This window comes from Eubacterium sp. BL-380-WT-2B (genome assembly GCF_009696115.1).
Lineage (GTDB): Bacteria > Bacillota > Clostridia > Eubacteriales > Eubacteriaceae > Eubacterium > Eubacterium callanderi.
In genome coordinates this window covers 196,907-221,298 of record NZ_VUMP01000003.1, presented here as the reverse complement: position 1 = coordinate 221,298, position 24,392 = coordinate 196,907, and the positions used below count along the sequence as shown (strand labels likewise).

The window sequence follows — 24,392 nt, the reverse complement described above, 5'->3', positions numbered from 1 at the left end:
CCTAGCTCAGGCTCAGCTCATCGTAGTCTTCATTAAAGCCTTCGCCCAGCACCTCATGGACATCACCGATAATTAAAAATGCTCTGGGATCAATGGCTGTCACAATCTGGCGCAGCTGAACGACTTCCTTCTGAGAGACAATCACCATCAGCATTTCCTTTTGCTCCTCGGTATACATCCCTTTGATGGGGATACCGGTGTTGCCGCGGTCCAGATACTCAAAAATCGCTTCCGATATTTCCTTGCTCTTTTCGCTGATAATCAAAGCCTCCTTGGCGAAATGGACGCCCTCCAGCATGCTGTCAATAATTTTTGAGCATACATAAACGCTGATGACCGCGTAAACCGTCCGCTCCGGCCCAAAAATGAAAAAGCCAAGGGCGATGATTGCCGCATCAATAAAAAAAATCAGCTTGGCAATGGGGAAATGGGGATGGATATATTTGACGATGGCCGCCAGCATTTCTGTCCCGCCGGTAGTTCCGTTAACGCGCATTACCATACCAATGCCGACGCCAGATAATACACCGCACGCCAGCGCCGCCAGCAATAAATCATCCTTAAAATCAAAAATATTGGGAATGTACTCAACCACCCACAAAAACAGCGTCATCAATAAAACCGCGTAGATGGATTTTTGTATAAACCCAAAGCCTCTCTGCTTCAGGCTGATGATGTACAGGGGAACATTGAGGACAAGGTTCGTAACTGCAAGGGGTACCGCAAAACCAAACCAGCTCTCCGTTACCGCCTTTACAACAATGGCGAGACCACTGATCCCCCCTACGACCAGGCCAGCCGGGTCTGCAAACCAGCTGACGCCCAGGGATAACAAAAATGACCCGACTGCGATCATGCCAAAATCCTTTAATGAGCACCCCCCAAAGGGCATTTTTTTATTTAATTCTGTCTTCATCCTACTGTCTCCTTTATTTTGAACTCACTGACTTCGATTATAACATTTTAGCTGTGGCGCGGAAACCCCATTAACCTAAAGTTTTCTTTATATCTATTTTCATGTAATAAAAAAGAGACAAGATACTTGTCTCATCGCTTAAAAGCCTGTGCTTTCCGGGCTACCGCACAGATTGTTTTACTGTTCTCTGACAGAGGTGCTCCGCACACATCATCAAAGAACATGACCGTGTTAAATCCTGCGTTGCTTAATTCCTGTTCCATCGAAGCTTTCGTAAAAATCTGGTTCCAGATATTAAAGCACTGGCACTCATCCGCTGTAATGATAATGCTCTGCTCCAGTGTGTTTTTAGTTTCAGGGTAATGCGCATTCCTGTTCAGGCATACATAGGCATCCGGAGACCAGAATCCGTTCTCCTCATAAGAAATCTCCTGTTTTACTGGGACATCCTGCCAGAATTTTTCTGTAAAGCCATCCAGGATAAAGAGCCCTCCGGGCTTCAGTGCCCCTATTATTCTTTTTAGCAGCTGCCCCCGGTCAGCAGGGCACAAAACACCGTAATCACAGTAGATCAAGGTGATGATGTCAAAAGCTTCCTGATAATCAATCTCCAGATAATTCTGGCATCGGTACTCAATGCGCCTCTGCTTTAAAGCCGCCTGAGCTCCCGCATATTCAATGGAGCGCTGTGAAAGGTCAATCCCTGTAACGGTAAAGCCGCTTGCGTCAAATAACTCCGTGTACAGGCCAGGCCCGCAGCCAAGGTCCAGCAGCTGGCTCCCCTCCGGCGCTTTCAGCCCTGCGATCCACGCGGCCGATTTTTTTATAAAGCTGTGCTTTCTGGAGGCTGAATCGATCTCCGGCTCCAGATGGGCTTTAAGCATCTGTTTGGAAATGTGCGGATCATCCCAGAACTTTGAAGTTCCCGGCGCGTAGACCTCTGGCTTTTGCCGCACAAAATCCATTAATTTTTCGTACAATTTTTCTCCTCTCTTTCGTCTTTTTCTAATGAAAAAGGCCTCCGTTTATAAGCGAAGGCCTCCTGATCTTCCGGAAATTATTGAACGCTGGTATTTCCTGCGTTTGCCAGCATCACCTGGCGGAGCATGTTCATGGCTTCAGTAAACTCTTCCAGGCTTAAACCCGGCATTTTTTCTGCAACCAGCTCATAACCGGCTTCAAAAGTCGGCGCTACATTTACACTTGCCATTAAATCAGGATCGCCTAAAAAGGCATCTAATATCTCTTTGAATCGTTCTTCTGTCATTTCAGTTCTCCTATTTTTTCTTTTTAAAGAGCCTTGTAAAAAAGGATTCTTTTTTAGCCGCATCGCCCTTGATTTTTGACCGGGCGTTATCTGCCTTGTCGGGCATATCCAATTTCTCGTAAGTATCTGCCAGAGCGCTGTAAAGGTCATTGCTGCCAATGGGGCTGACCTCGTGGTTTTTCAGGCGTTTTTCGCCCTCCTCCAGAATACCCGCGGCCTTTTCAAAATCGTTCTCATGCCTTACCCCGTTCGTAAAGGTCCTGGCATAATTAACCCACACCGTCAAATCGCTTTCCGGATTTTTCATCAGCTCTCTGTAAAAGGCATCGCCCTTTTTAAGATCGCCTTTTTCCAGATAGGCGGAGGCCAGGGTATTATTGATAATCCGTCGGCTGACATTGCTGATATCGTCATAATTCTTCAGCATAGTCTCACAGTAGGTGATCCGCTGATCCAGCCGTCCGTAATTGACAAAGGCATCCTCAAAATCAGTCATCCACGTAACAGGTGACGTATCCCAGCCGGACCAGCCGTCCAGCACAGTGTAAAAGCTGCGGCTTCCGTTTTTCTGGTTATAATTGTTGATTTTAGTCCATACCTGCCACCAGTAGTTGACGGATTTTTCAGGGCTCTCTGAAAAAAACTCATATCCTTTTTTGATGGCAGTGTCCATCTTTCGATAATCCTTCTCAGTCCACTGCATTTTTATTCCCCACTTAACATTATAATAGTGCTATTATAACGTATAAAGAAAAATAAATCAAAACCAAAGCCCGGAAACAGCCTGAAACCTTGAGTTTTTCTTTATTCTCTGCCGGCATCACTGTTTTCCGGATAATAGAGCTTTCGCGCTACCACTATGGAATCCCCACGTTCATAGAGGCTATCGAGATAATCGAGGTAGGTGCCGGGCGTGATGATCCCGTTTACACGCAGCAGATCTATCCCCGATTGCCCGACAATGCTGTCTGCGAGCTTTACACAGTTTGTACCCACCGCGTAGTAAGTTTTAAAGGGATTCCCCTTTTTAAATTTATAAAAACGTCCTCTGGAATTGCGATAGGTCTGGCTCGCAACATCCTGATAATCCTCTGGATTTCCTTCGATTTCACCCTTTTCTGCCTGCTGTGCCAATGGTTCCCAGGGAATCATATCCGCTTTTAATGCTGCGATACGCTCTAAAATAGCTTTCTTTTGCTCAGGCTTCAGAGCAAGGCCATAGACCATCAGGACTTTTTTCTCAACCTCCAGCGACATGCGTATGTGTGTCTCGCGGTCCATTTCAACCATTACGCCGTCTGCAAAGAAGCCTCCCAGCTTCCATGTGGCATCATCATAATTTCCATAGGTGTATACCTGATCGCCGACAGCGATGTCCACATGTCCCATGCCTGGGATAAAACCCTCTCTCGTATGAATATAGATTTCCATATCCGGCTCATGACGCTGCTCAGGCCGCTCAACCAACAGCAGCTCATCAGGATCCTCCTCCACCAGATGATTGACAGTCCTCAGCATTTTCATCGGCAAAAACGCTGCGATAAAAGTCGGCAGCGGAACGCGGACCTTCCGTTTGTATTTTTGAGCTGCTGTATTGTTTCCCATTAAGGAAACCAGCGCATCCCCAAAAATATTGAAAGAAAAAACAACAAAATACAGGCCAAGCAGCACGCTGAACAAACGCCCGCCTGATTCCGCGAAGAACATGGCGAAGCCAATGGCAAGATAAGCGGCCGCTGTAATCAGTGTGCCTGTCCAACCCGCCCCGTCTCTGCGGAGCTTAAAGGCATTCAACAGCACCAGCAGGCCAATGATAATGGCCAGAACCGCGGACACCAGACCAAAGGTGCCGCCGATTAAACGTGGCATGGCAAAGAGAGCGGCACTGCCCAAAACACAGAGAGCTCCGATTCCAAGGGCCTTTAATTTCTGCTCCGTTGTTTTAATAAAAACCGAAAACAGGTAAATCAACCCAACCGCCAGAATCAGGGCGGCGACGCTCCATTCGATGATACTCCAGGCCAGCGTCGTATTAAAAATCAGGATCAGGCCCGCGCACAAAACCAAGACAGCGATAATGATCCAGATCACCGGCGCGACATTCTTTAATGTATGCATAATGCTCCCCTTAATCATAAGTTTATCAAATTTATTATACAATAAAACCGCCCCGCCATTTCTTCAAGACTTCTTCAAGAATTTAAGACGGAGCGGTTACTTTTTACTTCATTTCTCCCATGTTTTCGCCATAGGGCAACTCAAAGGCTTCTTCCTGGGGCATCTGTAAATATTCATAGGCCATCACCGCCGCCGCGCCGATAAGCTTAAGACATGCCTTTTTCCGGTCTTTGCTGTGCCAGTCATCATATTTTGAACAAATTTCCCGACAGAGCACCCCGCTGTTGGCCGCCTCAAAATCGTGCACCATTTTGTTGTAACGCCGGTAATACCTGGCCGCCACTTCGTGGCCCCTTTCCTCATCCGGTACTGCCCATGGGTCTGGCCGGCCGTATATGGCGCTGTTTGCCATAACCGCACCGGAAAGTGCTCCACAGGTATAACCGCTGAGCCCGATACCGCCGCCAAAACCTGTGCACATCGCTCTCGTTTCAGACGGAACCTCCAGCACCCCTGCCCTGATCAGAGCGTCATAAACACACTCTGCACAGTTTAGTCCGTTTTTAAAATTCTCAACCGCATAACTGAAAATTTGATCCTTTTTTTCCTGATCTTCCATTTTTACACTCCCTAACTAAAATTTTGTTCTTTAAAAATACTTCCCGGCACAGGTCTTCCAAAAAGATATCCCTGTATAAAATCAACGGCATGGGGCTTTACAGCCTCGTACTCGCCTTCTGTCTCCACCCCCTCCAGGCAGACCTCAATCCCCACATCATGGCACAGCTCCACAATGAATTTTATAAAGGTCAGATCAAAATGGCTTGTCTGAACATCTTTTACAAATATCCGGTCAATTTTCACAATGTCTGCCGGAATTTTCTTCAGGATTCCAAGCGAGGAATAACCTGTTCCAAAATCATCCATAGCGATTTTCATACCGAAGCTGCGTATCCGGTCAAAGATCCCTTCGACCCGGTTTATATTTGAGGCGATGTAGCTTTCCGTCATCTCTACTACCACGTTCGCCGGGGGAACGCCGCTGCTCAGCACTGTCCGCTCCATAAAATCGATGAACCCGGCGTCCTCAAGCTGGACGTAGGACAGGTTAACGCTGATGACAAAATCCGGGTCTTTTTTTATCCAGCGGGCACAAGCGCCCAGCGCCTGTTCAAAGATCCATTTGCCGACCGGGATAATAAGGCCGCTTTCCTCCAGAATCGGGATAAACTGGTCTGGTGGTACCTGCCCGTACTTTTCACATTTCCATCGTGCCAGCGCTTCCGCTCCTTTTATCTTTCTCGTATCAGCATTGACCTGAAGCTGGTAATAGACTTCAAAATTTTCAAAACCCTGCTCCACACTTTCGCGCAGCAGCTCGGTCAAATCCAGCTGACGGGTTTTTCCAATCAGGATATCCTCTGAGAAAAAGGCAATCTGATTCTTCCCTTTATTTTTAGCGTATTCCAATGAATACCCCGCATATTTGATTAAATCAAGATAGGTTTTGCCGTCCAATGGGTAAAGGGTGCACCCGGCAGAGAGCGTACAATAAAATTTCTTACCGTTGAACTCCTGCTGATGGTTAACAGCCTGGTATATTTTCCCGTAAATGTTTTCCAGTCCATGCACCGTACCATTTCTGAGAATAATACCGAACTCATCGCCATCCATCCGGTAGACCGTGGCATCCGGAGGCAGAAATGTCTGAATCTTCTGGGAGATAATCCGTATGACCTCATCGCCAAAGCTTCGGTTATAGAGATCATTGATACGCTTAAACTCATCTATTCCCAAAATCATTATCCCAATGGGCTGATCCGGCTTTGTACTGATCAGCCGCTCGATTTCTTCCTCAAATTCAAACTTATTAAAAAGCCCGGTCAGGTGATCTATTTTGTTTTTCTTTCCCAGATTTGTGATAATGCCGGCAAAAAGCGTTGGTTCGCCGGATTCGTCACGCTCCAGATGGCCTCTGCACCGCATCCACACCCATTCGCCCTTGCGGTTTCTGGCACGATATTCGACACTGTGGCAGTCCGTCCTGCCGTCTGTTATTTCCTGATTTGATTCGAGAAAGGCCTTTTTATCCAGATCGTGAACCCTCGCTCCCCAAACCGCAGCAGCGTTTTCGATCACCTCGCCGGGAAGGTCAAACTCCTCCACCATCGCCTTAGAATAACGGAAGGTGTTCGTCTTCATATTGCACACATAGATATAATCATCCGTACTCTGGACCAGCGCATCGTAAAGATGTTCTTTATCATAGCTAAAGGTCTTTGTCCGCCCCTGCTTTTCTCCCTCCTTTTGGTACTTTTCTTCTGCCTTTTGAATGTGGAACAGCCTTTTTTTCTCATACATTTTCTCATCAACATTTGTCAGAATCTCTGTGATGGTCCTTTGGTCATCGGGCTCAACCTCCTCATAACCACAGCAGAAGTTCATTTCGTAGAGCTTTTGGTGCTTCTCCTTAAAAAGCTGTATCCGCTCTCTGGCACGCCGCACCTTTTCCTTAGAGGCTGTGAGGTCAGTATCCTTGAAAACAATGATAAACTCATCACCGCTCAGCCGGAATGTGTAATCCTGCGGCGCCAGGCATTCCTTAATATTCCTGGCAATGGTCTTCAACAAAACATCGCCTTCTGCGTGTCCATAAGTATCATTGACCTCCTTAAGGTCGTTGACATCATACATACCCACAATCACCCTGATTTTATCCCGTTTTGCCTGGCTGAGCGTATGGTCCAGCGCCAGCTTTCCGGCCCGCCGGTTCAGCAGCTCGGTCAGCTCGTCGGTGGCAGCCGCCTTTTCAAGCTGGCGGGTAGTTGTATGGTCTACGGATTGCTGGAAATGAACCGTGCGCCCGTCTGTCCACTGCATAAAGCTGTCATAATTTTTATAGGTAATGCCCGTTCGCGTATTTTCTTCCTCCCAGACAACAGAAGGGTGCTCGTCCTCATCCTTCAAAAGCCCGGGCACAGGACAGAAAGGACAGGGGCCTTCCATCCCCTTCTGAAGAACCTGCCAGCAGATTTTCCCCTCAGGCTTTTCAATTTCAAAGGACTTCTGCATTGCCTTGTTCATAAAGAGTATTTCGTTGGTCTCAACATCGGTGACATAAATATTTGTGCTGGTATTGTCCATCATCTCATTGAAAACATAACCCTGAAGGGCATACTCCTCATAACGGGCACGGTTGATGAGCGCCACGCTGATCGTGGACGCCATTAATTTCAGAAGGGCAATTTCCTCCTCGCTCCACAACCCTGTCTTTTCAGGCTTATGCACAAGCAGAGCCCCCGCAAGTCTATCCTCACAGGCCACTGGAAACAACACATAAACGGAGGCTTTCCCGGTGCCTGTATCCACTGTATCAAAATCTGACAGGCTGTCCTTTTCATTCTGCCATTTATCCATGTGTTCATGAATAACTGCCATCCAAAAATCCTCATTCCGGTCATTTTTCCAGAAAGCACTTTCCATTATGCCGCCTTCATTGGATATCTGCGCCAGCGCCAGCTGGTTTATGGGCAGATAACGCTTTAAAAATTCTGCCAGATAATCAGCATTTTCCTTTAATGTTTTATTATCGATCAACAGCGGTTTAAGCTCAAATAAATCTTGATCAATTTGTAATAAACGTTCTTTATATTTTTTTCGTTTGTCCATTGGATTCACATCCTTATTTATCCTCATCATCTGTTTTAATTGTTTACAAATAAATTAATTCTATTATAACATTTACTAAGAAAGAATAAAAGCTGACAAAATAAAAAAGCCATTGGCTGTCAGCCTCTATTCCCTTGTACATTCAGGGGAAAAAGGCTATAATTAAGCATATCTTAATTAGAAGCAGGTGATCATTTTTGTTTATTTCAGATTTACATATACATTCCCGTTACTCAAGAGCCACCAGCAAGGAGTGCACGCCAGAGCATCTGGATCTATGGTCTAGAAGAAAGGGTATTGATATTCTGGGAACCGGCGATTTTACCCACCCGGCGTGGCGGGAAGAATTAAAGGAAAAACTTGAGCGGGCCGAATCAGGCCTCTATACCTTAAAAAAAGATTTCCGCTTAAAAGATGATACTCCAGGCGTCAAAACCGACCCGCGTTTTGTCATCACCGGCGAGATCAGCTCAATCTACAAAAAAAATGGTAAAGTGCGCAAGGTACACAGCGTTATTCTGCTGCCAAGCATTGAAACCGCCGAGCTCTTTGCCAAAAAGCTGGAGGCCATCGGTAATATTCATTCCGACGGACGGCCTATACTGGGGCTTGACTGCCACGACCTCTTGGAGATCATGCTTGAAACCTGCCCGGATGCCATCTATATTCCCGCTCATATCTGGACGCCGCATTTTTCCCTTTTCGGTGCTTTCTCAGGTTTCGATACCATCGAAGAATGCTTTGAGGATCTCACACCCCATATCCATGCCCTGGAAACCGGCTTATCCTCTGACCCTCCCATGAACTGGCGTCTTTCCGCCCTCGACGGCTATCAGCTCATCTCAAATTCTGACGCTCATTCTCCCGCCAAGCTGGGGCGTGAAGCCAATTTAATGGACATTGAGCTCAGCTATGAAGGGCTCTCCGGCGCCATCCAGGAAGGTAAAGGACTGGCAGGGACCATCGAGTTCTTCCCCGAAGAAGGAAAGTATCATTATGACGGACACCGGAAATGCCATTTGTGCTTAAGCCCACAGGAGGCAGAACCCTACAATGGGAAATGCCCGGTCTGCGGCAGAAAGCTGACCATCGGTGTCTCCCACCGTGTTGAGCAGCTCGCGGACCGGGAGGATGGTTATGTTCTTAAAAATGCCCGCCCCTACGAAAGCCTTGTCCCACTTCCGGAAGTCATCGCTGCCTCCACAGGACGCTCAGCAGCCAGTGTGAAAGTGCAAAAAGATTACATGGAAATGCTGAAAAAGCTGGGACCAGAGTTTTTGATTCTTCGCGAGACACCCGTCGAGGACATCAAAAAAGCAGCGGGCTTTCTCATCTCGGAAGGCATTAACCGTCTCAGAAAGGGTGAAGTCGAGCGAATCCCCGGTTACGACGGCGAATACGGCAAGGTCAAACTTATTGACGATTCTGAGTTGAACGCCCTTGACGGCCAGGTCAGCCTCTTTGCGTCTTCAGAACTGGCGCAGATGCCCCGGAAAGAAAAGAGCGCAAAACAGCTGCCCGCCGCAGGCAAACCCGAAGAACCTGAAACAGGCCAGCCTCCACATCCCATTGTGACAGAATTGCTAAACGCAGAACAGCAGGAAGCTGTCATAACAGCGCGGAGAGCCATCGCCGTCATTGCAGGTCCGGGAACCGGAAAAACCAAAACCCTGGTTTCCCGTATCCTTCATTTACTCAATGAGCGGCGCGTTAAGCCAACGGAGATCACCGCCGTCACCTTTACAAATAAGGCCGCTGCCGAAATGCGGGAACGGCTTGAAAAGGTGCTTGGAAAACGATCCGCCAGACAGGTAAACATCGGAACCTTTCACAGCCTTTGCCATAAACTTTTAAAGGAACACCGGGGCGGTTTTACACTGGCTGATGCATTTGAAACCCTTGAAACCGCCGAGGAAACCATCCGCCATTTTGGCCTAAGCCTTTCCGCAAAGCAATTTCTGAAAGAAGTTTCCCTTATGAAAACCGGACTTTCAAAAGGATCCGGTATCCTCTCAGAAGCCGCCTTTGATTATTACGGTCAGCAGCTTAAAGCTTTATCTGTCCTGGATTTTGATGACCTTCTCTCCGAAACACTTGTGATGCTGGAAGATGAAGATAAAAACAGCATCCGCAAGAATCATTACAGCTTTTTACTGGTCGATGAATTCCAGGACATCAGTCCCATCCAATTTGAACTCATCAAAGCCTGGAACCGCGGTGGCAAAGAGCTTTTCGTCATCGGTGATCCGGACCAGTCCATCTACGGCTTCCGTGGCTCAGACGCCCGATGCTTTGACCGCCTGTCCGCCGATTACCCAGAGCTCCAGACCATCCGGCTTGTGCACAATTACCGCTCCACTCCGGAAATTGTCACCTCAGCCTGTCAGGTCATCAACCACAACGAGGGCGCAAAGCGTGAAATACAGCCTTTCCAGTCAAAGGGTACCCCGCTCAAACTGGTGAGCGCTCCCAGCGAGCTGTCAGAGGGAATCTTTATCGCCCGTGAAATCAACCGGCTCATCGGGGGGATCGACATGCTGGACACCGAAACCGCCGATAACCGCCAGGACAGCCAGACCATGCGTAGTTTTTCAGATATTGCCGTGCTCTACCGTACGCACAAGCAGGCCGAAATGCTCGAAACCTGCCTGAAAAAAGAGGGCATTCCCTATGTTATTACCGGCAGAGATGATTTTCTTACAGATCGGAATGTCCGGGGAACCGTCTGCTTCTTCAGGACACTCCTCGACCCCGAAGACCAGCTTTCCCTCAGAATGTGCCTGAAGCTTCTCTGGGATCTCCCAGAGGAAACCGCTGATATTTTGATTAAAACACCTGATCAGATTGACACCAGCCGCTGCCCCTATGGCTATCTGAAGGAAAAGTACCAGTCCAAAACAAAGCGCACAAAGCCACAAAAACTTTTAGAAGACTGGGCTGCCGAGCTCGGACTGAACGAGAGCAAGGCTTTCACAAAATTTCTGGATATGACCGTCTTTTACAAAACGCTGGCCGAGTTCATGGATACACTGACCTTCGGTGAGGAAGGCGACCTGAAGAGAAGCGCGAACAAAGTCTATACCTCAGACGCGGTTACCCTCATGACCCTCCACGGCTCAAAAGGACTGGAGTTCCCCATTGTATTCCTCTACGGCGCAAAAAAAGGCATAATGCCTCTGGAAATCGGCAAGCTGCCATCCGATATTCAGGAGGAACGGCGGCTGTTCTTTGTCGGGATGACCCGGGCAAAAGATGAACTGATCCTCACCACCTCGTCAGAGCCTTCGCCGTTTCTAAACGAATTGCCAGAGGCTGTGCTGAAACGCCAATCCGCAGGGAAACCCCAGAATCCAAACGAAGGCAAGCAGATCAGCCTTATCGACCTCTTATCCTGAGCGCATTAATAAAACCGGTGAGTACATCCAATTACCTGTATTCACCGGTTTTCTGTTCTATTTTTCCTGCTGAGCAACCTGTTTTCTCTCCTGCTTTCTTGCATAGACAAAACGGATAATGGTTAACAAGGCTCCAACGAACACAACAACCGCCAGCATGATGTAGACCGAGCGCAGGCCGTATAAAAAGACGTCCGGCTGGCCAGGAATATAATTGGTGACCCGGTAGCCCGCCATATCACTCATCCGGCTGTACAGCAGAGATGTACCGGCAGTAATTCCCACCGACATGCCCATATTCCTCACCAGTCCCGCCAGACTGCCTACCAGACCCAGCTCATCCCGGGAGACACTGCCCATAACCAAAGAGTTGTTGGGAGACTGAAACAAGGCGCTTCCTACCGCGATAACAGCGAGAAAAAGAATAATCACCGCTATGGTGGTATCAATGCCGAGCATTGTCATCAGCGCCAGCCCGATCGTCGTAAAGATAAGGCCGATCATGGTTGGCAGCTCACTGCCGATATGGTCAGACATGGTACCGCTGATGGGGCCCATGACCGCTGTGATCAGCGGGATAACCGTCATCAAAAGTCCCGCCATTCCAGGGCTGAACTGCCGGGCGTCCTGGAGATAAAAGGGCATGATAATATTGTTTGCCCCAATGGCGACAAAGGCTGTCAGCATGGTAAAAAGATTCAGGGAAAACATCTTGTTCTTGAAAATGCCGATGGGAACCAGCGGATCGTCCATCCGCTTTTCAACCATAATAAATAATGCCAGAAAAACCGCACCGGCAATAATGCCGATGATAATCGGAAGACTCACACCATTCTGCAGCAAGGTAAACGAGCCGAACAGCAACAGTATTGAAAGCAGCAGTAAAACCGAGCCCTTTGCGTCCAGACGTCCTGGCTTTGCCGGTTTTTTATTCGGCAGCGTTCTCAGGCCGATTAAAAAGGAGAGCACCCCAACCGGTATGTTGATCAAAAAAATATAAGTCCAAGGAAGCACCGTGAGAATCATCCCGCCAAGGGTCGGGCCGGTCATGCTCCCCAGCGCCACAAAGGTGCTGACAAACCCAAGGGCTTTTCCCCGCTCATCGGGCGGGAAAGACTCTGTAATGATTCCCTGATTGTTGGCGAGGGCTGCCGCACTGCCCAGTCCCTGTACCACCCTTGCGCCAATTAAGAGCGGCAGCGTACCGGAAATACTGCACAGCAATGATCCAACAGTAAAAAGAATGACCCCGATTTGAAAAATCCGAACCTTGCCGATCATATCGCCCAATCGGCCAAAAATCAAAATCGTGGCACAGGTGACCACAAGATAGATACTGGCCACCCATTCGATATCCCCCATGCTTGCATTCAGCTCGCCAGACATGACCGGAAGTGCCACGTTCACAATACTTCCATCCAACGTCACCATAAAAGTCATAATCAACACAGTGAACAGAATGCTCCACTTACCATATGTCCTGTTTTTACTCATTTATTCATCCCTTTTCTGCTAAAATGTGCTTTTCATTCATTCTTTTGAAATCTTTTTTGTTTAATACTATATACCTTTTTGAAACAACATTCTATCATACAAATTCTGAAAATATTCTGAAAAATTTCAGGGCCGCCTGCCATTGAGGTTTTAGGCAGACCGTGTTAAAATAAAGAAAAGAAAAGTATCGCTAAACACTTTCAGGAGGTAACTTTGTGAAAATCAAAGAAAATGACACGGTCCGTCTTAAAGAAATAAATGAACATTTTGAAGCCTTAGAAGCCATTATGTCCAAGCTGTCCCCGGAAACGCTTGAAGCACTCAATGCGTTTCATGATGAATCTTTTTCGATTCCATATTGTGTAAAATGGGGCGCAACCGGTATCGCTGAAATACTGGAAGCCGTCAAATCTGAAAATTAACTAACCGGCCAAAGTAAAAATCCCCTGTCTTTTATTGACAAGGGATTTTTTATAAGGACTTTATAAATCTGAGCCCCTCAGCATTAAAATTTTCACCCAGATGCTGCGTAATATCTGGTTTGTAGCCATGCTTTTTATAAAACCTACAGGCATTTTTATTTTTTTCAAAGGCCCAGATAACCATTTCCTGATAATTCCGCTCTTTTGCCAACGCTTCTCCAAACGCCAGCAGCTTACTACCAATCTCCTGCGCCTGAAACGCCGGATCAACATAAATCCGCCAGAGCTCAAATGCATCAGTCTTATCCGCATCTGCGCTTTTGCCGCAGGAGAGTATGCCTTTTACTCCTTTTTCGTCAAACACATAATTCTCCAGCCCGTTTGTCCGGAATTCGTCTTTAATGGCCTCACTGCGTTTGCCGCACCACACTTCACCGAGCTGCACAGGGTCCACATAGCCCGCATAAGTGGTTTTCCAGCAATGGTTGACGATTTCCGCTGCACGTTCCGTATCTTTTTCTATGAGCCTGCGGACAGGTCCCTCCTTGATGGTAATCCAATAAATGCACATGGGCTTTCCATCAATATAAGGCTTCTCCTCTTTTAATACACCACCACATTTCAGCATCGTTTTGATTGATCCCATATTATCCGCGTAGCAACCCAGCATCACTGCCTCAAGCCCCAGCTTCTGAGCCGCCTCCAGCGCCAGCGATAAAATCTGCACCGCATAGCTTTTCCCGCGCTCCGAAGGGCGGACAGCATAGCCAATATGTCCCCCGTATTCCGCAAGAAAAGGCTGACCCAGACTGTGGCGAAGATCAACAATCCCCACAATCCGCTGATCTTGTTCACGGACTGCCAAAAACGTCGAGGACACCACCCAGTCCTCCCGCACTGTTTGAGAATCTGCGTTTCTTCTAATGTTTTCCAGCCACTCCTCATAATCCATCTGGTCGAGAAGCGCGCTGCCGTTGATGACTCTTTCGCCGGCCTGAAAAAATTCATTTTTGAACGCCAGTATTGCTGTTTTGTTTGCTTTGGTGGGTGGGATAAGGGTTAAGTTTTCCATGAGGTGTCCTTTCTATGTAAGTGAAGGTGTAATCTAAACAATCTATTTTTTCCGATAATGTTCAAATTTCATTTTTCTTTTAAGGTATGGTATCCATCCATTCTAATTCATTTACATCTTTAATTTGTATCTATACTTAAAGCATCTATCTACATAATATCGTTTTATCTGAACCTCAAAATAATATCCTAAATATTTCATCTGACTGTAATTGTCTTTTCTGAATTTAATCAGCCTGCATTCGATAAGACTGCTCAATTAATTCCATCATATCATCTATTTCAGATGTATGTTCAAAAAACAACTCAACATCGCCATTTCCCCACCGGCCAATACCTATGATATCTCTGCACACTCCTTTACTATCTTTGATGAAAGCCTTGTCCGCAGGATGCTGCAGAAGGTTACCATGGTTGATGACCGCTTCAACGGCCAAGAGAGTTAATTCTATTTATCTTTTTTCGAGAAATCGCTTGTACTTATCCTTATAAAATAATGTTCGACTTTCCGCCACATTTTTCAATTCTGGATTAAGTAGCTCTATAACATATCTTGCAATGAGTTCTAATAGAATATTTACATTATTTATTTGCAGATAATTTTTATCATAATCGTAGTGCATGTTTCGTTCACCACGGGTGCCTGAAGCCCCATGCTCTGTAAAATTTCTTCCTGTTAAATATATAATTTCACTTGTCGTCTTATTCGATAAATACGGAGCTGTAGACAATTCATTCAATATTCTTTTTACTTCAGACTTTAAGACTGTAAAGAAATTGCATAGCTTTGGTTTAACATTTTCGCTCCCAAAATCCATGTAATACAGTGGATTAGAATTAGGATTATAATTTATTCAAATAATATTCCATCGCGTTTTCTGGTTTATATTGTGCTGGGTTAAACTGAATCCTATAGTGATTTACTGCAGCATATTCAAACACCCTATATAAGAAAACACATCTTGGCAGCGGTTCAAATTGTTTTAGCGTTGCATGATATAAATCCAAAATACCTTCGTGTGGCATCTTATTAAAAACTATGTTTTTATGCCCACGTTTGTTTTTAAGTATTGACAATTCTAAATAGATGGGCTTTTCTATATCAGACTTCAAATAATTCGGATGTCTGAGTCGAATACAGTCAATCAAATCAAACCTTTGATATAGGTCATCCAATTTTTGATTAACGCGTGTATTATTTAGAAATTCAAAATTAGGACATCCGTTTAAAAAAGCAAAAACATTTAGAATAGAACGCTTATCTACATCTGATGTTCCATCATTAACATAAAGCTTAAAATGATGTATCCCAACGGTTAGTAGATTCACTTTACTATCAGTTATTATTTCATTTCCATAGCGATAATTAAACTCGCCACCAATATAAGAATCTGGACAGTTATATTATACTGATGGAAATACCGAAGTAAACAGATTTCCTCTTCGGTATCGCAAATCGCTCACCTGATACACGCTGCTGCATAGCGATACTTGTTTTGGGTGTTTGAAATCGAATCATCATATCGCCCCAAAGGCTAATCATTTCTTTCCTTGTTGGCTCATACAACATTAAACTGGACAAGCCATACTTTAAAAAGATTTCACTTTCTGAATACTCATCGTCAATCGCTTTAATCCTATCCCATATATTAAATATGTGAAAACACCTCCCAAGTATATCATGCAATCCACCGCCTAAACTCCCTCTGACATCTAAATCGATGTCTCACGTGATTAGGCTATTCTTTATTATTTCAATAAACGTAATGTCTGCTGGTAGCCAATTAATGCTATATAGTTCGTCCTTACTTAGCCATCTGGAAGCCTCTGCCTCTTTTTCCCATTGGCAACAATACACCAGAAGCAATACATGCTCAAATGAAATGACAGGTAATCATACTCGATTGTGTCAATAAATTTGCCAACCTCAATTTTCGCACCGAGTTCCTCTTGTATTTCACGAACAAATGCCTACTGTGGTGTTTCGCCTTTCTCAATCTTTCCTCCTGAAAATTCCCATTGACCTTTGAATTCACCATAACCTCTGGCAATAGCAAATATTTTATCTTCACTACGAGTAACCGTAGCTACTGCTCTAATCATTCTCATCATATCCCAATCAAATGAACTCTATCAGCTTCTTTTCCATACAGAATTCATAACCCATCTTCTTAACACCTACAGTGTCAAACGCCACCGCTATAGTTGTTCCATCAATTCTAGTAATTTTTCCAGTTCCAAAGGCTTTATGTTTCACTTGTTTTCCAACAATGTCTCTTGGAATTACTACTTGAGGCTTTGGCTCTGGTTTATGTATTACGGGAATAATTGGAGTTGACGTTTTACAACTGCGCTTTTTCTTTGCAGCAACAGTCTTAGCATATTCTGCGTCTGCATCTTTACCGCGCGTTTTGTAGTCCTCCATGTCTTTAAATACAAACATTGGCGGTTTCTTTACATCATTGTCTGGAACTGGTCTTATAGGGAACATCCATACTTTTCTATTTTCCCCATTATCACCTGGTTGTATTTCCATGTAAGGCCTGTTAACCAATTCAATTTTTCCGCAATAAACATATTCGCCAGCATCCATCACTTCAAATAGATGTACATCAACACCGTTGTATCCACACTCTGCAAGAGTTCTATTTTGCGCCCAGTTAATATCCTGATCTCCTAATTTTCCCATACCTGTATAATGAAGAATTCCTCCAATCCACTTATCATGGTAGATTCCTTTTGTATAGTCAGAAACAATCACTAATGTATTCGTTGTTTTTGAACGCCTCATACCACCCATATTCCCACATTTGAACGTATCGACAATATCTGTATTTTTTAATATTTGTCCTATTTTTAGACCAGGATTAAATACCATAACACAATCCTCCTTTTTGCAATACTTGCGAATCTCACAACATCCAATACACTGCCTAAACTCTCTCTGACATCTAAATCGGCGTCTAAACTATACACACTTTTTTCGATAAATCCGTATCTCCCTGTTTCCGTAAAGCGATTAGTTTAGACCTCGGATTGAATGTTTTCATATCCATATTTGCAAAAAAGACCTGAAATCAGGCCTTTTTCGCACATAATTACCTGACCTTAGACATCAGAACTACCGTCTCCACATGCCCCGTCCCAGGAAACAAATCCACTGGCTGAACTTCCTGCACCTGATACCCATACTCACGCAGAATTTTCAGGTCGCGGGCCAGGGTTGAGGGGTTGCAGGAAACGTAGACGACTTTGGGGACGGACAGATTTTCGATCATTTCCAGGAGCGCGGGGTCGCAGCCTTTTCTGGGCGGGTCGAGGACAATGACATCGGGATGGACGCCTTCTTCTGCCAGTTTTGGGGCTTCTGTTTCGGATTTTCCCTGGATAAAGCGGATATTTTTGATCTGGTTGCGCTCGGCGTTCTCCTGGGCGTCGAGGACGGCGTTTTCCACGATCTCGATGCCATAGACCCGGGCGGCTTCGCGGGCCAGGTACAGGCCGATGGTGCCTGTGCCGCAATAAAGGTCGAAAAGTGTTTCGGCGCCGGTTAAGGTGGCCATCCTTTTCACCAGATCATACAGCACCTTTGTCTGGCGGGTATTGACCTGGAAAAAAGAATTGGGCGAGATTAGAAAGCTCAGGTCGCCAATGCGCTCCTCAATCTGCGGTGTGCCCAGCAGCAGGTGGTTTTCTCTGCCCAGCACGGCGTTCCCTCTGGTAGTATTGACATTCAGGTAGACGGAGCGCACCTCTGGAATTCTCTCGGTAATGGCCTGAAGAATTTTGTCTTTATGCTTGAGTTTTTTTCCGTTTCCCACGATCACAATCATATTTTCGCCCTGCTCGTTGGTTCTCTGGATAATTCCTCTCAGAAAGCCTGTATGCTGTTGCTCGTCGTAAAGCTCAAAGCAGCCATCTTTCAGCAGCGCGTTAAAGGTTTCAATGACCTGTACACAGCTTTCGGGCTGGGTCAGGCAGTCTTCGATGGGGACGATCTGATGGCTTCGCTTGGCGAAAAAGCCCACGCCTTTACCGCTGATTTTAAACTGGGCTTTATTGCGGTAGCGGTATGGCGTCTCCATGCCGATCACGGCGTTTACCGGGACGTCCTTAATCCCGCCGATTCTTTCCAGTGCGTCGGTGACGATTTTACGCTTGATGGCAAGCTGGGCATCGTACTGCACCTGCAGGAGCTGGCAGCCGCCACAGCGCCCAAAATAAGGACACGGAGGCTCCTGCCGTGTCCCGGAGGGGATAATCAATTTTAAAATCTTTCCGGTCATATAGGTCTTCTTGATGGCTGTTATCTCAATTTCCACCGTGTCTCCGGGCACGCCGCCGTCCACAAATACGATCATATTGTCGACCCGGCCAACGCCCTCGCCGCTGTGGGTAATATCCTCTAACACGATGGTGATTCTCTCTTTTATCTTCAATGGTTTCTTTTCCTTTCTCGGTTAGGATTATTGTAACAGAAAACGCCTGGTCTGTCATATAAAAAACCGCGCCGCTCTCGGTGAACGGCACGGTCTTTTTTATTCGTTATCCTTCAGATAGGCTTTCATTTTTTCAAAGGTTTCATCGCTGATGATATGTTCAATACAGCAGGCGTCGTTTTCTGCCACCTTGGGGCTGACATCCAGAACCTGGTTTAAAAACTTGGTAATAATGCAGTGTTTTTCATAGATTTTGATGCCCATGGCTTCGCCGCTGTCGGTCAGATAGATCTGGCCATAGCGTTCATGCTCTACATAGCCCAGGGATTTCAGCTTTTTGACGGCGTCGTTGGCGCTGGCCTTGCTCACCCCCATGGCCTGGGCAAGGTCGGTGATGCGGACGCCCCGGTTATCCTGTGAAAAATCCAAATATATGGTTTCAATATAGTCTTCAATTGATTCGGTTAGTTTTTTTTCCATTTCCATTTTTACCACCATTTTTTCTTTTATTTTTACCTCTGGTTCCCGGCTTTTTCTCTGGGGCCTTTCCCCCGACCATTTTTACGCCGCGGGGTTTTTCGGGGATCAGCGCCTCTTTGTGGCTGCCGATCAGGTCTCTCCGGCCGGCCTTTATCAAAGCCTCATGAACCAGCTTGTAGTTCTCCGGCCGATTATACTGGATCAGTGCGCGCTGCATCAGCTTTTCCCTGTCCTTTGGAATATGCATGGACTCCATGGTAAAGGGATTATAGCCTGTATAATACATGGCTGTGGCAATACTGCCCGGCGTCGGATAAAAATCCTGCACCTGCTCGGGCACAGCGCCGTGGTCCCGGATATACTCACTCAGGGTGATGGCATCGCTCAGGGTGCAGCCCGGGTGGCCGGTTATAAAATAAGGAACCACAAATTGATTGGTCTTGAACTGTTTATCATACTGGACAAATTCCCGGTAAAAACGTTCATAAACCGAAAAGTCCGGTTTTCCCATGCTGCGGAGCACAGACCCCGCCACATGCTCTGGCGCTACCCGCAGCTGTCCGCTGACGTGGTATTTCACCAGCTCTTTAAAAAAGCTTTTATTTTTATCCTTCAGGAGAAAATCGTAACGAATGCCGGAGCGGACAAACACCTTCTTGACGCCCGGCAGCTGCCTTACTGCCCGCAGCACCTCCAGGTATTCACTTTCGTCCGTGTCCAGATTCTCACAGGGCTTGGGAAACAGGCACTCCCTGTGCGGGCAGACGCCCTTTGTTTTCTGTTTTTCGCAGGCCGGATTTCTGAAATTAGCGGTTGGGCCGCCGATATCGTGGATATAGCCCTTAAAATCCGGATCTTTAATCATGCGTTTTGCTTCGGCCACAATGGAGGCCTTGCTCCGCTTTTGGATATACCGCCCCTGATGAATGGCAAGGGCACAGAAATGACAATTCCCAAAACAGCCCCTGTTGGCTGTAATACTGAATTTTATTTCCTCAATTCCCGGAATCGCGCCGTCTCCCAGCGCGCTTTCGCACTGGCGAAAGGTATAGGGCAGTCCATAGATTTCGTCCATCTCTGCCTCGGTCAGCGGCATCTGCGGTGGATTCTGGCACAGGTACCGGTTGCCGGTCGGCTGGATAAAAGGCCTTGGGTTAAAGGGATCGTTGCTCCCATGAATGACTTTTGCCGCTTCGGCATAAGTCTTTTTATCCGCGGTCACCGCTTCGCAGCCTGGCAATTCCACACAATCCGAAAGCATTTCTTTAATGATACAGGCTGTACCTTTAATGTAGTTTAATTCGGATACCGGAATGCCGGCATTAAGGCTGTCCGCAATCTCGACAATGGCTTTTTCGCCCATGCCGTAGACCAGAAGATCGGCCCGGCTGTCAAACAGAATTGAGCGCCGCACCTTATTCTGCCAGTAGTCATAATGGGCAAAACGCCGCAGGCTGGCTTCAATCCCGCCGATAATCAACGGAATATCCTTGTAGGCTTCGCGTATTTTACCGCAGTAGACAATGGTGGCCCGGTCTGGCCGCCGGCCGGCAACACCTCCCGGCGTATACACATCTTTTTTCCGCCTCTTTTTATTGACGGTATAGTGGCTGACCATGGAATCGAGGTTCCCGGCTGTCACCATAAACCCCAGGCGCGGGCGGCCAAAGACCTCGAAATCCCCGGTGCTGTGCCAGTCGGGCTGGGCGATAATGCCCACCCGGTAGCCATGGCTTTCCAAAACCCGGGAAATCACCGCCGCCCCAAAGGAGGGATGATCCACATAGCCGTCCCCCGTAACTAGGGCAAAGTCAACCTCTGCCCAGCCGCGGTCACGCATTTCCTGCCGATTGGTTGGTAAGCATTGGTTTTTCATAGCCATCACGCTGCCAGAAGCATCCAATTCGCCTGAATAACTGCCAGAACCACCAGGAAAATCGTCTGGGTCAGTTCAATGGTCAGGCCGATGGTATCGCCGGTAATGCCGCCGATTTTATGCTGTAAATAGAGCATGAGGCCTAAATTGATGACCATGGTTCCCAGCGCTGCAAAGAAGGCCACCGGCCCAATGGCAAACCAGGCAAAGGGCAGGATCAGCACCAGATAGAGCAGCACATGCCAGGGCTTGGTCATCTCGACAATCCGGCGCCCCAGTCCGCCGCCGCCCTCGGCGTAGGTTGAGAAGCAGCAGGTCTGTATGGCGCAGTATCGGCCGATAACTGGCATAAGGATCAGAATCAGCAGGTTTTCCGGCAGGATAACTGTATAGCAGGACCAGATGGTCAGAAACAGCAGGATCAGGCCGATGGCTCCAAAGGAACCCAGGCGGCTGTCCTTCATAATCTCCATCATTTTCGCGTGATCCCTGGCCGAGAACAGGGCGTCCACTGTATCGGCAAAGCCGTCGAGATGCAGACCGCCGGTAATCCAGATATAGACGATCATGGTAAAGAGGGCCTGCAACTGGATGACATGAATATAGGATAATACCCAGGAGACCGCGAACAGGATCGCCCCAACCAGAAGGCCCACGAGCGGCATAAAAATCATTGAATCATAAAATTCTTCCTCGCTCACATCCTTCAGCTTTATGGGAAAGCGGGTAAAAAAGGAAATGGCGATCAGTATTTTGCGCATAAAAACTCCTTTGTTGTCATAAGATCGTAAAAAGGCGCGGTAAATGCCGCGTGAACAAAAGAAAAGTATGAATGAACCCATCCATACTTTTCTCAGTTTACATTTTGTTAAGATTCATCGGGCAGATCGAATTTATTATTAATGAGTTCTATTAACTTTTCGACCGCGAGCTTTTCATCATCGCCCGAGGCTTCGATTACGATCTCATCGCCCTTTTGAACAGCTAAAATCATTACACCCATAATGCTTTTAGCGTTTACACGTGTTGAGCCTTTACTGATGTAAATTTCGCTCTTGAACTTATTGGCCGTTTGTACAAACAGAGATGCTGGTTTTGCATGGAGTCCAGCACGGTTTTGTACCACTACTTTGTCGGTTATCACATTATACACCCCTTTATAGAAAATTCCCCTATCGTATATATTATACAACGGCCTCTTATTTTTTTCAAGTAATTGCCTTTCTTTTTTCTTTATACTCTTGCCAAAATCTTTTTCAAACTATATAATAAGGGTATAGTTTGATTATAATAACCATTTGGAGGTGAACAATATGGATAAAGTAACAAAAGATATGGGCATCTTAGAGGCCGTTGAAAAATATCCTGATTCTGTGCCGGTTTTCCAGGCATACGGAATGCACTGCTTTGGCTGCATGGCTGCCCGCTTTGAAAATATTGAACAGGGCTGTCTCGCCCACGGCATTGATCCGGAAGCAATGGTCCGTTCCATTAACGACGCGTTAAACGCTGTTGATGCAACCAAATAATTAAATTCTTAAGAAAAGCGACGTTCTTTTAAGGACGTTGCTTTTTTATTTCAGGTTATCCCGGAATTTATTAAAATCACTTGTCATTTTCTTAGTTTTAAGGGAAAATAAGGTTAGTTCTATTTAGAGGGAGGTAAACATGAGTAAAAACGAAACCAAAAAAATGTTTAATGAGGAATTGACGGATTCCTTCGACGGGATTGTTGATATTTCCAAGGGAAGCCTTCAAACTCTGACCGACACCGATGAAAATATGTACCTCAGCTTTTATACAGACAGTCTGCTCTGGAGCTGCGGTTATAATAACCCCACCATTAACCGGGATATCAACGCCATGGTTAAGGATTATCAAAGGGAAAATAAGCCTGTGGATCTGGAGGCGCTCCTTGGTGACCTGGACGCGCAGCTCAAGCCGCATTTGCCTAAAAAGCTGGCTGTAACCTATTTCAACTCTGAAAACTCCTACCCACGCTTGCTCAAGGCTCTGTCCTCCAAGCGCGGCAAGACGGAATTTCTCTGCCTTGAAAAGCTTCCAGGTGTTTTCCCTGAGGAATTTGCCGACCAGATTTATTCATTCGAGGAGCTCATCGCCGATGATCCAAAGGTCAATATTGACGGCATCAAAAACACGGTGTTTCCTGAGCTCAAAACCATCAAACTCATTCTCAAAAAACACCGGAGCGCTTTGGCGGGCTGTATCATCAACCCCATTGTCACAAGTGACGCCTCCATCGCGAAAAAAGACCTGCTGGAGCCGATCTTGGACCTGCTTGCCAAGTTTAACATTCCCATTATCTGGGATGATTCCACAGCCGGTTTTTACCGGACCGGGCCGATTTTTTCCTATAAGCTCTATGACATCCAGCCCGATGTCCTTATCTACAACGGCAGCCTGTACAACCACCGCACCGTCCACTTTGTATCCATGACAAAGCGGATCAACAAGCTTTTCGCCATTCAGGAATCCCGGGTTGTTCTGGAGGACGTGCCCAACTATATCATGCTGAAGGTTGTCCTCAGCTTTATGGAATCCTCAAACCTGTCTAAAAAAATCCAGGCGCTGGGCACCCGGTTCCAGGGTAAGCTGCGGGCCCTTGAGGCCAACTGCGGCCGAAAATTCAGCATTAAGGGGAAAGGACTGATTTTGTTCATTGATTTTAAAAAGGAAGCGGTCGCAGACAGCTTTGTGCAGTTTATGAAGGAAAAGGGGATTCTCGTAAAAAAATTTGCGGCGGTTCCGCAGTTTGTGATGATCTACCCGCCGCTCATCCTCACTGAAAAAAACATTGATGAGATTGTTGAAAACTTCAAACGCTTTTTCAACCAGCCCGCATAATCAGAGCCCGGCACAAAACTGTGCCGGGCTCGCTTCATTTTACCCCCGCTCAGGACTTCCGGCACATGACTGCCGTATAGATCAGGTTCAGGCCCACCCCGTTGGTGTTAACCTGTATGCCGTCCTTATTGATATGGTAGCCCTCCTCATGGGCTTCATTCAACTGCTTTTCAAATGATTTGCGGTCATTGGCCGTCACTACCTTGTAAAAATCCATGTTTACCTCCTGCTATCATCTCATATTTTCACAGTCCGGCTCCGGCCCGCCGGAGGGCTAAAAAAAGAACCTCCACCTGTTTTCGGTGGAGGTTCTTCAAAATTTGCCTCTTTGATGCTTCCACGCGAAACTGGCAAAACACGTATCTGACTTTCACAGTTGC

23 protein-coding genes are annotated in these 24,392 nt (G+C 46.6%); 4 read left to right on the top strand and 19 right to left on the bottom strand.

Annotated features, from left to right (window positions below; genetic code table 11):
- Position 1 precedes the first annotated feature (1 nt).
- The 7 genes from FYJ53_RS07160 to FYJ53_RS07130 all read right to left on the bottom strand — a co-directional run bounded on the left by FYJ53_RS07160 (position 2) and on the right by FYJ53_RS07130 (position 7,970).
- Positions 2–916, bottom strand: a complete 915-nt coding sequence (locus FYJ53_RS07160) for a YitT family protein (protein ID WP_013379863.1) — start codon at positions 914–916, stop codon at positions 2–4.
- A 131-nt stretch (positions 917–1,047) separates the two neighbouring features.
- Positions 1,048–1,896, bottom strand: a complete 849-nt coding sequence (locus FYJ53_RS07155) for a bifunctional 2-polyprenyl-6-hydroxyphenol methylase/3-demethylubiquinol 3-O-methyltransferase UbiG (protein WP_013379862.1) — start codon at positions 1,894–1,896, stop codon at positions 1,048–1,050.
- Positions 1,897–1,973: 77 nt separating this feature from the next.
- Positions 1,974–2,183, bottom strand: coding sequence for a hypothetical protein (locus FYJ53_RS07150; protein WP_013379861.1), 210 nt, complete (start codon positions 2,181–2,183; stop codon positions 1,974–1,976).
- 10 nt (positions 2,184–2,193) lie between these two features.
- On the bottom strand, positions 2,194–2,886 hold the full coding sequence (locus FYJ53_RS07145) for a lipopolysaccharide assembly protein LapB (RefSeq protein ID WP_013379860.1): 693 nt from the start codon (positions 2,884–2,886) through the stop codon (positions 2,194–2,196).
- Between the two features lie 101 nt (positions 2,887–2,987).
- On the bottom strand, positions 2,988–4,301 hold the full coding sequence (locus tag FYJ53_RS07140) for an HdeD family acid-resistance protein (protein ID WP_123876043.1): 1,314 nt from the start codon (positions 4,299–4,301) through the stop codon (positions 2,988–2,990).
- 103 nt (positions 4,302–4,404) lie between these two features.
- Positions 4,405–4,920: a C-GCAxxG-C-C family protein gene (locus tag FYJ53_RS07135; protein WP_013379858.1), complete on the bottom strand. Its 516-nt coding sequence runs from the start codon at positions 4,918–4,920 to the stop codon at positions 4,405–4,407.
- 11 nt (positions 4,921–4,931) lie between these two features.
- A complete protein-coding gene (locus FYJ53_RS07130) occupies positions 4,932–7,970 on the bottom strand; it encodes a diguanylate cyclase domain-containing protein (RefSeq protein ID WP_013379857.1) in 3,039 nt (1,012 codons plus the stop codon).
- Between the two features lie 197 nt (positions 7,971–8,167).
- Between FYJ53_RS07130 and FYJ53_RS07125 the strand changes: the two genes are divergently transcribed.
- Complete coding sequence (locus FYJ53_RS07125; protein ID WP_013379856.1) at positions 8,168–11,365, top strand: UvrD-helicase domain-containing protein; 3,198 nt, start codon at positions 8,168–8,170, stop codon at positions 11,363–11,365.
- A gap of 57 nt (positions 11,366–11,422) precedes the next feature.
- Here FYJ53_RS07125 and FYJ53_RS07120 read toward each other — a convergent pair whose 3' ends face one another.
- The gene (locus FYJ53_RS07120; RefSeq protein WP_013379855.1) at positions 11,423–12,859 is read right to left on the bottom strand and encodes an MFS transporter; all 1,437 of its coding nucleotides are present in this window, start codon (positions 12,857–12,859) and stop codon (positions 11,423–11,425) included.
- A gap of 215 nt (positions 12,860–13,074) precedes the next feature.
- Here FYJ53_RS07120 and FYJ53_RS07115 point away from each other — a divergent pair, with 215 nt between their 5' ends.
- On the top strand, positions 13,075–13,281 hold the full coding sequence (locus tag FYJ53_RS07115; RefSeq protein ID WP_013379853.1) for a hypothetical protein: 207 nt from the start codon (positions 13,075–13,077) through the stop codon (positions 13,279–13,281).
- 49 nt (positions 13,282–13,330) lie between these two features.
- Here FYJ53_RS07115 and FYJ53_RS21135 read toward each other — a convergent pair whose 3' ends face one another.
- The 10 genes from FYJ53_RS21135 to FYJ53_RS07065 form a co-directional block, all read right to left on the bottom strand.
- A complete protein-coding gene (locus FYJ53_RS21135) occupies positions 13,331–14,353 on the bottom strand; it encodes a GNAT family N-acetyltransferase (RefSeq protein WP_013379852.1) in 1,023 nt (340 codons plus the stop codon).
- 226 nt (positions 14,354–14,579) lie between these two features.
- The gene (locus FYJ53_RS07105) at positions 14,580–14,789 is read right to left on the bottom strand and encodes a hypothetical protein (protein ID WP_013379850.1); all 210 of its coding nucleotides are present in this window, start codon (positions 14,787–14,789) and stop codon (positions 14,580–14,582) included.
- Positions 14,790–15,195: 406 nt separating this feature from the next.
- Positions 15,196–15,681: a hypothetical protein gene (locus tag FYJ53_RS07100; protein ID WP_013379847.1), complete on the bottom strand. Its 486-nt coding sequence runs from the start codon at positions 15,679–15,681 to the stop codon at positions 15,196–15,198.
- A 642-nt stretch (positions 15,682–16,323) separates the two neighbouring features.
- Positions 16,324–16,455, bottom strand: a complete 132-nt coding sequence (locus FYJ53_RS21785; RefSeq protein ID WP_337926961.1) for an NUDIX domain-containing protein — start codon at positions 16,453–16,455, stop codon at positions 16,324–16,326.
- 16 nt (positions 16,456–16,471) lie between these two features.
- Entirely contained in the window at positions 16,472–17,230 is a 759-nt protein-coding gene (locus tag FYJ53_RS07090) for a hypothetical protein (protein WP_013379844.1), read from the bottom strand.
- 220 nt (positions 17,231–17,450) lie between these two features.
- Positions 17,451–18,791 (bottom strand): 23S rRNA (uracil(1939)-C(5))-methyltransferase RlmD, encoded by a 1,341-nt coding sequence (gene rlmD, locus FYJ53_RS07085; RefSeq protein WP_013379843.1) that lies wholly within the window; start codon positions 18,789–18,791, stop codon positions 17,451–17,453.
- A 99-nt stretch (positions 18,792–18,890) separates the two neighbouring features.
- Complete coding sequence (locus FYJ53_RS07080; RefSeq protein WP_041690140.1) at positions 18,891–19,271, bottom strand: metal-dependent transcriptional regulator; 381 nt, start codon at positions 19,269–19,271, stop codon at positions 18,891–18,893.
- Positions 19,243–21,147, bottom strand: coding sequence for a YgiQ family radical SAM protein (locus FYJ53_RS07075; RefSeq protein WP_227162768.1), 1,905 nt, complete (start codon positions 21,145–21,147; stop codon positions 19,243–19,245). The genes FYJ53_RS07080 and FYJ53_RS07075 overlap by 29 nt, the downstream gene beginning before the upstream one ends.
- Before the next feature lie 5 nt (positions 21,148–21,152).
- Positions 21,153–21,908, bottom strand: coding sequence for an adenosylcobinamide-GDP ribazoletransferase (cobS, locus tag FYJ53_RS07070; protein ID WP_013379840.1), 756 nt, complete (start codon positions 21,906–21,908; stop codon positions 21,153–21,155).
- A gap of 107 nt (positions 21,909–22,015) precedes the next feature.
- On the bottom strand, positions 22,016–22,291 hold the full coding sequence (locus tag FYJ53_RS07065; RefSeq protein ID WP_041690139.1) for an HPr family phosphocarrier protein: 276 nt from the start codon (positions 22,289–22,291) through the stop codon (positions 22,016–22,018).
- A gap of 169 nt (positions 22,292–22,460) precedes the next feature.
- Here FYJ53_RS07065 and FYJ53_RS07060 point away from each other — a divergent pair, with 169 nt between their 5' ends.
- On the top strand, positions 22,461–22,676 hold the full coding sequence (locus FYJ53_RS07060; RefSeq protein ID WP_013379838.1) for a DUF1858 domain-containing protein: 216 nt from the start codon (positions 22,461–22,463) through the stop codon (positions 22,674–22,676).
- 139 nt (positions 22,677–22,815) lie between these two features.
- Positions 22,816–24,012 (top strand): aminotransferase class III-fold pyridoxal phosphate-dependent enzyme, encoded by a 1,197-nt coding sequence (locus tag FYJ53_RS07055; RefSeq protein WP_013379837.1) that lies wholly within the window; start codon positions 22,816–22,818, stop codon positions 24,010–24,012.
- Between the two features lie 49 nt (positions 24,013–24,061).
- On the opposite strand, the gene FYJ53_RS07050 is transcribed toward FYJ53_RS07055, so the two are convergent.
- Positions 24,062–24,229, bottom strand: coding sequence for a hypothetical protein (locus FYJ53_RS07050; protein WP_013379836.1), 168 nt, complete (start codon positions 24,227–24,229; stop codon positions 24,062–24,064).
- Positions 24,230–24,392: the final 163 nt, after the last annotated feature.

What these genes read in the sequence shown, in the direction of transcription:
- FYJ53_RS07160 (WP_013379863.1), bottom strand. Translation starts at nt 916, where the DNA reads ATGAAGACAGAATTAAATAAAAAAATGCCCTTTGGGGGGTGCTCATTA.
- FYJ53_RS07150 (WP_013379861.1), bottom strand. Translation starts at nt 2,183, where the DNA reads ATGACAGAAGAACGATTCAAAGAGATATTAGATGCCTTTTTAGGCGAT.
- FYJ53_RS07145 (WP_013379860.1), bottom strand. Translation starts at nt 2,886, where the DNA reads ATGCAGTGGACTGAGAAGGATTATCGAAAGATGGACACTGCCATCAAA.
- FYJ53_RS07140 (WP_123876043.1), bottom strand. Translation starts at nt 4,301, where the DNA reads ATGCATACATTAAAGAATGTCGCGCCGGTGATCTGGATCATTATCGCT.
- FYJ53_RS07135 (WP_013379858.1), bottom strand. Translation starts at nt 4,920, where the DNA reads ATGGAAGATCAGGAAAAAAAGGATCAAATTTTCAGTTATGCGGTTGAG.
- FYJ53_RS07130 (WP_013379857.1), bottom strand. Translation starts at nt 7,970, where the DNA reads ATGGACAAACGAAAAAAATATAAAGAACGTTTATTACAAATTGATCAA.
- FYJ53_RS07120 (WP_013379855.1), bottom strand. Translation starts at nt 12,859, where the DNA reads ATGAGTAAAAACAGGACATATGGTAAGTGGAGCATTCTGTTCACTGTG.
- FYJ53_RS21135 (WP_013379852.1), bottom strand. Translation starts at nt 14,353, where the DNA reads ATGGAAAACTTAACCCTTATCCCACCCACCAAAGCAAACAAAACAGCA.
- FYJ53_RS21785 (WP_337926961.1), bottom strand. Translation starts at nt 16,455, where the DNA reads ATGATTAGAGCAGTAGCTACGGTTACTCGTAGTGAAGATAAAATATTT.
- FYJ53_RS07090 (WP_013379844.1), bottom strand. Translation starts at nt 17,230, where the DNA reads ATGGTATTTAATCCTGGTCTAAAAATAGGACAAATATTAAAAAATACA.
- FYJ53_RS07080 (WP_041690140.1), bottom strand. Translation starts at nt 19,271, where the DNA reads ATGGAAAAAAAACTAACCGAATCAATTGAAGACTATATTGAAACCATA.
- FYJ53_RS07075 (WP_227162768.1), bottom strand. Translation starts at nt 21,147, where the DNA reads ATGAAAAACCAATGCTTACCAACCAATCGGCAGGAAATGCGTGACCGC.
- cobS (WP_013379840.1), bottom strand. Translation starts at nt 21,908, where the DNA reads ATGCGCAAAATACTGATCGCCATTTCCTTTTTTACCCGCTTTCCCATA.
- FYJ53_RS07060 (WP_013379838.1), top strand. Translation starts at nt 22,461, where the DNA reads ATGGATAAAGTAACAAAAGATATGGGCATCTTAGAGGCCGTTGAAAAA.
- FYJ53_RS07055 (WP_013379837.1), top strand. Translation starts at nt 22,816, where the DNA reads ATGAGTAAAAACGAAACCAAAAAAATGTTTAATGAGGAATTGACGGAT.
- FYJ53_RS07050 (WP_013379836.1), bottom strand. Translation starts at nt 24,229, where the DNA reads ATGGATTTTTACAAGGTAGTGACGGCCAATGACCGCAAATCATTTGAA.